This is a genomic window from Sporomusa aerivorans, assembly GCF_041428895.1.
In the GTDB taxonomy this organism is placed as follows: Bacteria; Bacillota; Negativicutes; order Sporomusales; family Sporomusaceae; genus Sporomusa; species Sporomusa aerivorans.
In genome coordinates this window covers 2,256,910-2,269,873 of the sequence record NZ_CP156926.1, presented here as the reverse complement: position 1 = coordinate 2,269,873, position 12,964 = coordinate 2,256,910, and the positions used below count along the sequence as shown (strand labels likewise).

Below are 12,964 nucleotides of genomic sequence, written 5' to 3'. Positions count from 1 at the left end.
AGTAATCCATAACCTTATTCTACTGGATAAGGTTGACTACGCTTCAGTTGGGACAAGCCCAACTGAAGCGTAGTCTTACATTATCAGATTATTTGCCGCCGGCGGCTTGTTCTTTAGCTGCCAGTGTCTCTAAACCGGCTTTTATTTTTTCCGGCAGTGCCGGTACTGAGAAGATACGAACGCCGCAGGCATTATAGACTGCATTAAGAATAGCGGGATGCGGCGAAGTTAACGGACCTTCGCCTACGCCGGCAGCACCATACGGTCCATGCTCACGCGGAGTAATGTTGTAGATGATTTCCATATCATCCGGAATATCCTTGATAAAGGGAAAACCGCAGCCGACAAGGCTGGTATGCTTTTTAAGGTCTTCGAAGTCCTCGGTAAGAGCAAGACCAATTCCCTGGGCCAAGCCGCCATAGACCTGGCCGTCGCATGTTGACTTGTTGGTAATCGTGCCAATATCCTGTACGGTTACAAATCTGACTACGGTAGCTTTACCGGTTTTCATATCGACTTCCACTTCCGGCATAAAAACAGCATACATGTAGATTGGGAACGGATTTCCCTGGCAGGTATCGGGACTGCAGTCGGTACACATGGAGGCAGTCCAGGAGCCGTTATAATGAAGCGGAATGTTTTCCGCCACCATTTCGTCATAAGTACGGAATGTCCCATCCGGTTTGCGCATTGCATTTACCAGCATTTCGCAGGCAACCCGGGTTGCATTGCCGGTCATAACATTTTGACGGCTGCCGCCCGACGGTCCGCTGGCCGGAGTATAGGCCATATCGTTCATTACCAGTTTGATCTGTTCCGGCGTTATTCCCATTTGCCGGAGGGTTTCATGGGCGTGAGTTAAAAATGCAAGGTCGGCGCCTTGGCCATGATCCTGCCAGGAACTGCCGATGGATACACCTTCTTTGGTTAATTCAGCCCAGGCGTGCGAGCTGTCCGGGCCGTCCAAGCCGCAGCCGTACATGCCAATTGCCAAACCTACGCCGCGTTTTTTCTCAGGCGTGGAAAGCTCTTTACAACGCTTTTTGGCTTCTTCCCAGTATGGACGGATTTTATCAAGCATTTCCGGCAGACAGAAAACTTCCGGCACCTGACCGGTTGGCGTAGTTGCCCCGGGACGGTAGACATTCTTGTAGCGGAATTCCAGTGGATCCATACCCAGTTTTTCCGCCAAGACATCTATGCATATTTCCGAGGACAGGAAAGCTTTGGGCGAACCGTAAGCGCGGAAAGCGGAGCCCCAGGCGTGGTTGGTGCATACGCACTTGCCTTTGCCGCGAATGTTAGGAATATTATAACCAGCCCCTGTAAACTGACCCTGGCGCATTAAGTTCAGATCGCCGAACTCGCTGTATGGGCCGTGATCAAGCCACCAGTTGGTTTCCATAGCAAGCAGTTTGCCTGTTTTGTCGGCAGCCAGCTTAGTTTTTACGAGCGCAGGCGAACGCTTGCCGGTATAGGTAATTTGCTGGTACATATTGAAATTAAGTGAAACCGGTTTACCATCGCAAGCCAGGCAGGCAACCCCCAGCAAAGCTTCATTGGTCGGGCTGAATTTGTAACCAAAGGTAGCGCCTGTCGGGTTGGCGACCAGGCGGCACTTTTCCGGCTCAATGCCGATACCGGCAACAATCATGGCATGGTGCAGGTGGAGGGCAATACTCTTGGAGTGGATTGTCAAACGACCTTCTTCATCAATGTAAGCCGAACCGCAGTCAGGCTCCAGCGGCAAGTGCGGCTGACGGCTGCAGTAGGTTTCCACTTCGGCGGTAATAACACCGGGATCATCCATAATCGGCTTGGTGTCTTCGCCTTTTACAACTCCTTGCTCATAATACACATTGGGTGTACCGGGATGTATTTCAATGGCGTCAGGAGCCATAGCAGCAGGAGCGTTCATATAGGACGGCAGGATTTCAAGATCAACCTTGACGGCTTTAGCTGCCGCTCTGGCGTGCTCTTCGGTATCGGCGGCGACAATAGCAATCGCATCGCCGTACTGGAATACTTTCTCATCGCAAAGAATAGGGCGGTCCCAGCCATCACCTTTGTTTGTCGGGAAAGTAATCAGGCCGGTAATCCGGTTTTTGCCTTTAACATCCTTATGAGTAATTACTTTGAATACACCAGGCATTTTTTCAGCGGCCGCAGTATCAATGCCTTTAATATTTGCATGCGATACTTCTGCCTGAACAAGTGCTAAGCGCAATGTCCCCGCCGGCATTTGCAAACCAACATCAGCGCCAAAATCCCAGGTACCGGTAACTTTCTGCAACGCAGACGGACGATGATAGGTGGTGCCGTAAATTTTATTACCGACAGGTTTAAACATCAGCTCGTCTTTACGAATTTCGCCGCGGACAACCCGGGCAGCTGCCATAACAGCATCGACTAAAGGCTTGTAGCCTGTGCACCGGCATGCATTACGATTCTTTTGGAACCATTCGCGGACCTCTTCCCTGGCGGGATTGGGATTCTCATCAAGCAAAACTTTTGCCGACAGGATAAAACCAGGACTGCAGAAGCCGCATTGTGCACAGCCATATGCCATCCAGGCCACCTGCAGCGGGTGAAGGTTGTTAGGTGTTCCCAAACCTTCAATAGTAGTGATTTGCGCTTCATCAGGCACTCTTTTCATCTTCATAACGCAAGATCTGATTACCCGGCCATCCATAATAATCGAACAAGTCCCGCATTGACCTTGATTGCAGCCAACCTTGCAGCCGGTTAACAGTAATTGTTCCCTGAGTACGCTTGCCAGAGTGGCTTCAGGATCAACAATTAGCGTTCTGGGCAAACCATTGATGTTCAGCACTTTTTTTTGCATCTGCTCTTGTCTCCTTTTTGAAAATTTCTATATTTCAGGAGATTTCTGCATCTCCGAAATATACAAGGCTTAACATTCATTAAATGCCTTTGCCAAAGCCGCATTCGGGATAGCGGCATTCTTCGCATACCAAGCACAAACCGCCGTGCCCCAACTTGGTAATATCCCGCCTGTCCAGCACTTCCCCTGCTAACAGCCGGGGAACCACAAGATCAAAGATTGTACTTTTGTGATACATTACACAGCCGGGTAAGCCTAGAACCGGAACAATGCCAAAGTAAGCCAGCATAAACATGGCCCCGGGCAAAGTTGGCGCTCCATAAGTGACAATTAGCCCGCCGGCAGCCCGAATACCGGAAGGAGTAACATCATCGGGGTCCACAGACATGCCACCGGTAGTAACAATCATATCGGCCCCCTCGGCAAGCAAGCCATGAATGGCTTTCACAATCTCAGAAACATCGTCAGGCACAAATACCTGCCTTAAAACCGAACTGCCTAACCCTTCAAACTTCTCAGTAAGCACAGGGCCAAAACAATCTTTTATCCGGCCGTGATAGATTTCACTGCCGGTTGTCACAACGCCGACTTTGTATGGTAGTAACTGCTTTACCATTACTACCGGCTGATAATCAGTGCATATCTGCTCAATTCTCTGCAGTTTCTCCGTGCCGATTACTAAAGGAACGATTTTACAGGCTGCAATTTTCTTGCCTTCAGTCACCATCTGATTGGAGTGAAGGGTAGCGATTGCAATTTGCTCAATATCATTAATCCGGTCCAGTGCATCGATGTTGACTTTAATCAACCCGGTCCTGCCGGCCTTTATTTCCACCTTCCCCTCGGCTGCCTCTGCCAGCACGACGCCAGGTCCGGCCACTGCTTTGGCAAATCTGGCTGCGGCTTCATTCTCATGCAGGGTCTTATCATTTACTTCCCAGACATAGATGTTCTCTTTGCCAATGTTAAGCAGTTTATCAATGTCTTCTTTACGAATTACATGCCCTTTTTTAAAAGCTCTACCTTTTCTCTTTCCCGGAATAATCTCGGTAATGTCATGACAAAGTACCATGCCTTCAGCCTGGTATACAGGTATTACTCTCATGGACCGCCCTCCTTAGCTAAATCTTATCTGCGTAACCATCGCCTTACCACCTGTTTGCTATACCTTTAGAACGCAAGATTCATACCAACCTTGCGAATCCTACATAAATAAAAAATACGGTCCCATCAAGTATACTGTCAAAGCACGAGCCGCAGAGCCTCTAATTAATCAGAAAAATTTCACAGTATATCAAAAAAAAAGGAAGAATCAACCGGCCTTTGTCCAGTTGATTCTTCAAAATTATGTAATCTGCTCCGTTAAGTGTCCCACAAGTGTCACTTTTATGTGACACTTGTGGGACACTTTATGCTTTAGTTGTAGATAGCGTACTGCTTCATTTTCCGGTATAAGGTATTACGCGACACCCCCATGGACTTGGCCGTCAAACTGACATTGCCCCGGTGACTGGATAGCAGAGCCACAATTTCCTGGCGTTCGTTTTCCGCCAGGTAAACCCGGCGCTGTTCCCGCCTGCAGACAGATTCCGGCCGCGTATCATCCGGACTGTTTGCAACTATGCCTGCTACACTCGCCGGTTGCCGGTTACAGATATCCTGCGGCAAATTTGCCAGCGTTATAAGCTGACCTTCTGTCAGGCTCACAATCCGCTCCACTACATTCTGCAGTTCACGTACATTACCCGGCCAGCTATAGCGTACAAGCCGTTCAATGACTTCCGGACTAACGACAAGTCTCCGGGACTGTTTATCTAACTTTTCCAGAAAATGATTAAACAAGGGGACAATATCTTCCGGGCGTTCCCTTAAAGGCGGTATGGTAATGGAGATAACATCCAGCCGGTAATACAGATCTTTACGGAACGTTCCTTTTTCCACTTCTTTCATTAAGTGCTTATTTGTAGCGCAAATGACACGCACATCAATGGGAATTACTTTATCACATCCGATTCTGTTTACCTTTCGTTCCTGTAATACCCGTAATAAGGCGACCTGTTGTTCTAGCGGCATATCGCCAATTTCATCCAAAAACAGGGTTCCGCCGCAGGCCAGTTCGAATTTTCCCGGCTTGCCGCCACGTTTGGCGCCGGTGAAGGCACCATCGCCGTAGCCAAACAGTTCACTGCCAATCAGTTCCCGCGGTATAGCCCCGCAGTTAACGGCAATAAAGGGACCGGCGCGCCGGTCACTGCGATTATGAATAGCCTGGGCAAAAATCTCTTTGCCAGTGCCGCTTTCCCCCTGGAGCAAAACATTCGCCATCGTTGTCGCAGCCAGCGAGGCTATCCGGATAGCTTCCAATATAGCCTTGCTTTCACCGATAATGTCACTAAACTGCAGTGTCCCATAATGCCCGATAAAGCGGTTAACTAAGCTCTGAATCTGTTTTATCGGCCGCAGGATAATAACACCGCCGGTAACAAAGCCTTGTTCATCGGTAACCGGTTCCCCTGAGGCCAGGCAATGACTAAGCCCCTGACCGGTATCAAGCATAATTTCCACATCAAGACAGGATTCTTTACATTTCAGCATTCTGCGAATAAAGGTTTGTTTCGTCCCCAAGATGCTCTCCACCTGAACCCCCGGCTTGACTTCCGGTTTACCCAAATCAGCATCAAGTATCTTTTGGGCGACAGGATTTAGTTCGCTGATAACACCGTTATTATCAACCAGAATCACACCATCGGACATTGTGTTAAATATATTTGTCAGGCGGTGATTAATTACTTTTAGTTCATTATTCTTTTTGCGGATGCCTAGTTGAGCCATAATCGCCTCAGCAGCTGCAACAACCATTCCCAGCGTATGCAGATGCGCGGCCGTAGATTCCCCGGAAACATCGAGAATCCCCAGAAGATTTCCCTGCGCATCGAGAATGGGGGCGGCGGAACAAGTCAGACAGTGGTGTTTGCGGCAATAGTGTTCCGAACCTGATACCTGTATGGGCCTCTTTATTACCAGAGCTGTACCAATGGCGTTGGTGCCAGCCTCTTCCTCACTCCAGCTTGCCCCCTGAAAAAAACTGACTGTTATCGGGTTAAGCAAAGTGTCTTTGTCTCCCAATATCTCCATAATATATCCGCGTACATCTGTCAGGCAAACTACAAAACCGGAACCGGTTACAATCTTATACAGGTTTTCCATAAAAGGCTTAGCAATTCTGATAAGTTCCTGATTCTGCCGCAACATAACCTGAAGGCTAGTGTATTCGAGCTGAAGATGTATGCGATTATCAGTCGGGCTCACCTTGGCCTCACGGCATCGTATCCATGATTCCAATATATCTCGTCTAACGGCATACTTATAGTTTTTATCCTTATTTTTTAGCGGTGACGTAAACCTTAGCCATCCGGCCAGCGTGCCATCAAAATTATTCTCAGCATACATAGTCACAAAAAAAACACCTGCCTGTCTTAAATTTACTCAACAAGGTGCGACTGTGAAAAAATAACATACGCGCGAAAAAGATCTAAAGAGCGAGGCCGATGTAGCCCTTATCCAGGCAAAAGTTATACTTTACTTTCTATCAGGATAAAGAAAAAACAGGACACGCCAGAAGGATGAGCGCCCTGTCTCCATCATGCACTGACTCCTTTCCGCAGCGGGAGGTCGTCCGGTTTCCCGGAAAACCCATCGATCTGATGGTCATAGTTTCCATTAGACCCTCAGATTTGGAGTTACTGAATATTCTATTTATTGTTTTATATATATTCGTTACTTAGTCGTAAAATCCTGCATTTTCCAAATACCTTTCCATATTTTTGTAATTAATTTAAATTACTTTTTTCCTTAGTAAGCCAAACAAAAAAAGCTTTCTATTTCTGCAAATTAGAAAGCTTTCTGAAAACAAGCCACCGTCCGAAATTAATCAGCCCTGTCGCCAATATTAAGTTTTTTGGTAAGTACTGCCGGAATGGCTGTTTTATACAATACGTAGGCAATAATACTACCGCCTACTGTGCTGACCATAAAAGGAACAATAAAGAAGAACCCTCCGGCTGATGAGCCAATAAAATATTTAGCTATAGGATAGGCCAGTAATGCGCCGAAAATGCCGGTTCCAACGACTTCACCAATAATGGCGCCCCAGATGCTATGCGTTCTTTGATACATCATGCCAGCCAGAGCCGCCCCTACCATACTTCCGGGAAAGGCCAGAACGGAGCCAGTGCCCAAAATATTACGCAGTAAAGCAATGCCGAATGCGGCTGAAACGGAATATCGCGTGCCTAAAAGTACAGCCAGCAGGATGTTAATTACATGCTGTAACGGAAAGCACTTAGCGACACCCACCGGAATATAAACCAAATGCGCCGATAATACGCCAACAGCCATAAAGATAGCGGTATACGCCAGTTTCCTAATTTGCATATTGTCCAAACTTCCTTTCCGGGAATTTGCTTATCCTCTTTTTTCTAAAGCGTTACTATGCCCATACGCAATGACAGCTAAAAGTTACCTGTCCCTGCTGTCTGTATTCTCTTTGTTACAACATCTTCCTGCATTGATTTTAGCATTAATTGCTAAAAATGCCTTTTTGGCCTCACGCCGGGCGCATCTAACTGTTTTCCCCTCGTCATCACACAGAAAGGGAACCTTACCGGAAAAAATTATTTGACTGGGGTAGACACTTCGGTGCCCGGCGACTAAATAACTGATTAAACAACTCACCGCAGTATACGGCAGCACTTCACCGCCAAAAAGCTCGGCACTCATAATCACAGCCGCTACCGGAGTATTTACAGCTCCAGCCAGTAAAGCCGCCATACCAATGGCGGAATAAACGGACACATCGAGGCTTCCTAAAATCTGCCCGAACAAATTGCCGGTTGCCGCCCCGACAACAATAACGGGAGTGATAATGCCCCCTGTTCCACCGCAGCCAAGCGTTATGCCGGTTGTTACTGTTTTCCAGAAAAAAGCAGTCGCGGCTAAGTTTTGGCCGTTGATACCGGCCTCAAATAATTCCAAGCCTAAGCCCAGATACAGCGGACTAATAAAATAACCTACCAAGCTCAGCAATATACCGCCAATAATGGTATTTATATATTGAGGTAAACGCCAGCAGACAAACAGCTCTTGCCACCATTGAATACTCTTTATAAAAAGCACAGCCACTGAACCACAAACTAGTCCGAGCAAGATGGCCTGCACCACCAGCCAGCCACCTGCTGCAACATAAACAGGCTGATAAAAATAAGCGACCCCCAATAGCTGGCAGGTTAAGTAGGCTGTCACTGCCGCCAGAAAAGCCGGATACAAAGTATCATAGAGCAGCTTGCCGATAAACAGCACTTCTACACCAAAAACAGCACCGGCGACAGGTGTCCCGAATACACAGGCAAATCCAGCACATAAACCGCAAATAACTATTTTGCGGCAATCATTATTTTCAATATTTAGCAATCGTGCCCACGCCGACGCAAGAGTTGCACCCAGTTGGGCGGCGGGTCCTTCTTTGCCGGCCGATCCGCCTGCGGCAATAGTAATAACAGTTGCCCCCATTTTTGCCGGGATTCCGGCTAAGGAGAGCTTACCATTTTGGCGATGAATGGCCTCAAGGACCATATCGCTCCCGCCGGCACTGTGAAAAGCCAGCAGATTAACCAAAACACGGTTTAGTAACAGAAAAACGGGTAAGAAAAAATAGTAATATTCCATCTCTGACCAAGCGCTGATAGACCAGGACAGCAGTCTTAAAAAAGCGGCTACGCCGGCTCCTACGATAACTCCGGTTGATATCGCCAGACTAGTCCATCGCAAAATATAGTAAATTACACTTATAGTCACCGGCATACCTCCCTTTGAGTAAGAAATAAGGAAATGCCGCAACAGCGGCATTTCCCCTCCATTATTTCTTTGTAACCAGTGGCACCAGGCAGGACAGAGTAAATATCAGGTACGACAAATTAATCATTGTGCTATTGTTGGTGACTCCGCCCTGATGCGCGAGATAAAAGCCAATCCAAAATCCCCAGAAGGCGGCATTCATAAGCGGGGCACGATATTTTTTCCGCCAGGATACCGGCGCTATGACGACTGTAGGATTGGTATTAGGCGCAGGGTTTGCACTCATTACAATACCTCCTTTGTATAATTCATACGCCTTTTAACCTAAGGCAAATCTTTAAACAGCATGTAGGCAAAGATCCAGGCATTTATGCCCACAAGCAGCGAAATAATTATACAATAAGGTATTGTCCGGTTCATGACCTCGCTTTCACGGCCGTCAAGCCCAACGGTAGCCGAACCAATCAATACTTTTGACGGGGCAATGGAGCAACCGACTGAACCGCCGACAGACTGTACGGCGCACATAATAACCGTACTGATCCCCAATACTTTAGCCGTCTCATACTGCAACGCGCCAAACATAACATTCGAGTTTGTATTGCTCCCGGTCAGGAAGGCTCCCAGCACACCGATAAATGGTGAAAATACCGGGAATAAGATGCCTGTCGATTTGGCAATACCCTGAGCCAGTAAATTGGTCATTCCTGTATCATTCATGATTAGGGCCATCATAACCATGCTTGTGATCCCGATACTGGTGGGAACACATTGGGAGATAGTAGCCTTGAGCGCTCCGTCAAACGCGCCCTGCTTCCACTTGCTGGTCGCTTTGAAAATCATAAATGCGCAGAATGCCGCAAAGAGCAATAGTGGCGCCGGGTGGGAAAAAATATTAATTTTGGAATACATTTTTTCCGCTTTTACAGCAAAGCCGGCAGCCGTCGTTATAGCCGGATAATCCAGTCCCCAGGTATATGGGTTGAAAATACTTGCTATTGATTTGATCTGCGTCATAATACATAAAGTAATTAGAATATAATAAGGAGAAAACGCCAGATGAAAGCCCATATACGGCTTTTCATCGTCTTCTTTAGTTCCATCGGCTTCATGACGGTAAATGGTTTTAGCCAAAATGGCCATTGTCCCACAGCCGAAGAGCGCCGGAATTAAGGTCGCTAACTGAGCCGCGCCCAGCTTATTCATAAACCAGCACATGAAGGCCATTACAGTACCTGTTATCAGTACTGCCGGCAAGCCTTTTTTAACAGCAGGGAACCCGCCATAGATATGGCATACCGCAATGCCGGTAGCGTAAATGGGAATAGCAAACAAGATAGCCATCCACGGTCCGATAATATCCCCTGGTATCTTTGTTGCCAGTTGGATAGTGTAGTAAGACGAACCCATGGAACCAAAACTTATTGACCAGGAATGACCAACTAGACAGGTAGCCGCAGCAACAGCCGGTGAAAAGCCCATAACCAGCATAATTGGCGCGACTACGGCCACAGGTACGCCGAAACCGGCTATTCCCTGCATAAAGCTGGCAAAACACCAGGACATAAGTAAACACTGCAGCAGTTTTTCTTCGGTAACTTTAATCATGGTATCACCAATTACTTTGATAGCACCATTCTTATCAACAAAATTGTAGAGAAAAACCGCTCCCCAGATGATCAGTAACACATACAGTGACATAGCCATACCTTTACTATTTGCCAGAGCTAAGAGTCGCGGGTCGCCGCCAAAAGCAACCAGTCCGATGAATACTGCCGTAAACCATGAGACTGCTCCAGATTTTGGCGCACCCCAGTTGAAAAGTAAAATAGTGGATAGTAATACTAAAATAGGTAGGAAAGCAAGTATCCAGTTTGTAAAGGTTAAGGCAACACCCTTATCCATACAACCGTGCCTCCTTCCAATTCCTGATTTGCGTGCCGGTCGAGTCCTTGCATTAGTAAGTCCCTGGTTCCTTTTGTTCATAGCGGAACCAGGGACTTATGGCTTAACGCCTATTTACTTGTGACACGCTAGTTAGCTGGCGGAAGCGGTACTTCCATACCCAGCGCTTTCGCACGGTTATTGACAAACCCCTGAATTGTGGCCACATGTTCAGGCTGCAGGTGACAGAAGCGTTTTTGGGTTTGGAGATACTCGTCAACAGGCTTAAGAGTCTTAGGAGCAATATTGAATTTCTTGTTGGCCCAGTTGCCATCTTCAACTTCATAGAGATTCCACATGCCGGTATCAACTGCCAGTTTTGCAATCTCGATTGTCCGATCGGCAGGGAAAGACCAGCCCTTCGGACACGGAACATGCAGGTGGACAAAAGCCGGGCCATCCTGTGACAGACCTTTGCGAACCTTATTCATCAGGTCGATTGGATAGCCGATGGAAGCGGTCGCGCCATATTTAAGATATGGATGGCCGCCGGCACAGAATATTGGCATCGGATCTTTCAGGTGATGTTTCTTGGCTTCCGGGATAGCCGGACCAGCCGGAGTGAACATAGTGGTAGCGCCATACGGAGTTGACGGCGAAACCTGAATACCGGTATTGGCATAAGATTCGTTGTCATACATGACGCAAAGAACCTTATGTCCGCGATAAAACATAGCCGACATAGCCTGAAGACCGATATCAGAGCAACCGCCGTCACCGGCCATTACGATAATGTTGGGGTATTCGTCCTGAATTTTCCCCTTCTTAATCATCATCCGGAAAGCTTCGGCAATACCGGAAGCCACGGCACCGCCGTTGGTGATTTGGGCATGGGTCCAGGGCACGGCCCAGGGACCGCAGGCATAACTGGTATTGGCAACATACATGCAGCCAGTTGGACCAATAAAGATAGTATTTTTACCGGCAGCTTTGGCTACCAGGCGATATCCGAGAGCCGGGCCGCAACCTGCACAGGTACGGTGTCCGGGGACATAAGTGTCCACAAGATCCGTTGTGTGTGCAATGGACTTAATTAACTCAGCAACTGCCATCGTTTACTCCTCCTTATTATTTACTGGGGGCAGCTTCGGCTTTAGCAGCATTAATCTGGGAAGCGCCTTCATGATAATCATTGAAATTAACCCAGGTACCGGCCTGAATGAGCTTACCGGTCTTGAGGGTTTCCTTCATCATTTCGGCCATGGCGAAGAACTCTTCGTGAGTAATGGTCTCGCCGCCCAAACCGGAGGTAAAGCTTTGCAGGATTGGTTTATTGGCAACTTCGGACATCGCGGCTTTCACTTCTGTTGAAAGAACACCGCCGGCGCAGGGAGCGCCATAGGAAGTACCAGTGTCCACGATACCGGCGACTTTAAATTTAGGCAGAATTTGCGCCAATGCTTCATCCGGGAATGGACGGATCCAGCGAAGTCTGCACATGCCAACTTTATAGCCTGCTTCACGCAGATATTTGATAGCGCTGCGGCAGGTTACGGCGTGAGCGCCCTGGAGCACAAATACCATCTCGGCATCTTCAGTCATATACTCTTCGACAAACGGAGCATACGTCCGGCCAAATATTTTGGCAAACTCTTCGGTTACCTGAACAATTTTTTCTTTAACCTTGGTCATAACCACATGGCGGTCCCACTCCAGAGGAGGTCCCATTTCCGGCTCAATTTGCGGTCCCATAATAACGGGATTCTTGACGTCAAGACGGAATTTAGGATTAAATTTAGGCAGGAATTTATCAACTTGCTCTTGATCAGGCATTTCGTAGTCCTGAGCAATGTGAGTAACAAAATAACCGTCCATGGCTACGACCTGCGGCAGCATAATTTCAGGATCTTCACCTATACGGAAATATATCAGGCTGTTATCCAATGATTCCTGGGCATCCTGCGCCCAGCCATAAATCCAGCCGTTATCGCGCAGGGTCAGGCAATCAGTATGCTCGGAACCAAAGTCGCCGGGGGGATCCAACGTACGGTCGCCAATAAGGGCCTGGATCGGACAGCGGCTGCCGGCAATTGGTGAATACGTTTCAAAAGCATAAGTTACGCCTACACCGGAAGTACCGGTAGTGGCACGGGCGCCAGCCATGGAAGCGCCATGAGCAATACTGAACTGCGCATGCTCGCCTTCGCCATGAACCATTTCGCACTGCATGGTTCCGTTAGCAATACGCTTTGCTAATTCAGCCATAACCGCAGTATACGGGCGGATAGGATAGGATGCTGAAACATCGATATCGGCAAGCTGCCAAGCGTCGGCAACCGCAGTTAAACCTGTACCTCTTTTCTTAATCGGCATCTTATTCAC

At 47.9% G+C, this 12,964-nt stretch carries 9 protein-coding genes and 1 riboswitch; all 9 genes read right to left on the bottom strand.

Annotated elements, in window-relative coordinates; translation table 11 throughout:
* Positions 1 to 88: 88 nt before the first annotated feature.
* A complete protein-coding gene (locus SATMO3_RS10375; RefSeq protein WP_371380636.1) occupies positions 89 to 2,845 on the bottom strand; it encodes a molybdopterin-dependent aldehyde oxidoreductase in 2,757 nt (918 codons plus the stop codon).
* Positions 2,846 to 2,924: 79 nt separating this feature from the next.
* The gene (locus SATMO3_RS10370) at positions 2,925 to 3,950 is read right to left on the bottom strand and encodes a molybdopterin-binding protein (protein WP_371380634.1); all 1,026 of its coding nucleotides are present in this window, start codon (positions 3,948 to 3,950) and stop codon (positions 2,925 to 2,927) included.
* A 311-nt stretch (positions 3,951 to 4,261) separates the two neighbouring features.
* Entirely contained in the window at positions 4,262 to 6,295 is a 2,034-nt protein-coding gene (locus SATMO3_RS10365; protein ID WP_371381701.1) for a sigma-54-dependent Fis family transcriptional regulator, read from the bottom strand.
* A gap of 186 nt (positions 6,296 to 6,481) precedes the next feature.
* Positions 6,482 to 6,597: riboswitch (molybdenum cofactor riboswitch) on the bottom strand.
* A gap of 175 nt (positions 6,598 to 6,772) precedes the next feature.
* A complete protein-coding gene (gene thiW / locus SATMO3_RS10360) occupies positions 6,773 to 7,279 on the bottom strand; it encodes an energy coupling factor transporter S component ThiW (RefSeq protein WP_371380633.1) in 507 nt (168 codons plus the stop codon).
* An 84-nt stretch (positions 7,280 to 7,363) separates the two neighbouring features.
* Entirely contained in the window at positions 7,364 to 8,698 is a 1,335-nt protein-coding gene (locus SATMO3_RS10355) for a chloride channel protein (protein ID WP_371380631.1), read from the bottom strand.
* A gap of 61 nt (positions 8,699 to 8,759) precedes the next feature.
* Positions 8,760 to 8,984 carry a hypothetical protein gene (locus SATMO3_RS10350; RefSeq protein WP_371380629.1) on the bottom strand — a complete coding sequence of 75 codons (225 nt, stop codon included), beginning with the start codon at positions 8,982 to 8,984 and terminating at the stop codon, positions 8,760 to 8,762.
* A 38-nt stretch (positions 8,985 to 9,022) separates the two neighbouring features.
* A complete protein-coding gene (locus SATMO3_RS10345) occupies positions 9,023 to 10,603 on the bottom strand; it encodes an L-lactate permease (protein ID WP_371380627.1) in 1,581 nt (526 codons plus the stop codon).
* A 128-nt stretch (positions 10,604 to 10,731) separates the two neighbouring features.
* Entirely contained in the window at positions 10,732 to 11,694 is a 963-nt protein-coding gene (locus SATMO3_RS10340; RefSeq protein ID WP_371380625.1) for an oxalate oxidoreductase subunit beta, read from the bottom strand.
* 16 nt (positions 11,695 to 11,710) lie between these two features.
* Entirely contained in the window at positions 11,711 to 12,955 is a 1,245-nt protein-coding gene (locus SATMO3_RS10335; RefSeq protein ID WP_371380623.1) for an oxalate oxidoreductase subunit alpha, read from the bottom strand.
* Positions 12,956 to 12,964: the final 9 nt, after the last annotated feature.

Excerpts from the sequence above, each read along its gene's own strand:
- SATMO3_RS10375 (WP_371380636.1), bottom strand. The coding sequence starts at position 2,845 with ATGCAAAAAAAAGTGCTGAACATCAATGGTTTGCCCAGAACGCTAATT.
- SATMO3_RS10350 (WP_371380629.1), bottom strand. The coding sequence starts at position 8,984 with ATGAGTGCAAACCCTGCGCCTAATACCAATCCTACAGTCGTCATAGCG.
- SATMO3_RS10365 (WP_371381701.1), bottom strand. The coding sequence starts at position 6,295 with ATGTATGCTGAGAATAATTTTGATGGCACGCTGGCCGGATGGCTAAGG.
- SATMO3_RS10335 (WP_371380623.1), bottom strand. The coding sequence starts at position 12,955 with ATGCCGATTAAGAAAAGAGGTACAGGTTTAACTGCGGTTGCCGACGCT.
- SATMO3_RS10370 (WP_371380634.1), bottom strand. The coding sequence starts at position 3,950 with ATGAGAGTAATACCTGTATACCAGGCTGAAGGCATGGTACTTTGTCAT.
- thiW (WP_371380633.1), bottom strand. The coding sequence starts at position 7,279 with ATGCAAATTAGGAAACTGGCGTATACCGCTATCTTTATGGCTGTTGGC.
- SATMO3_RS10340 (WP_371380625.1), bottom strand. The coding sequence starts at position 11,694 with ATGGCAGTTGCTGAGTTAATTAAGTCCATTGCACACACAACGGATCTT.
- SATMO3_RS10345 (WP_371380627.1), bottom strand. The coding sequence starts at position 10,603 with ATGGATAAGGGTGTTGCCTTAACCTTTACAAACTGGATACTTGCTTTC.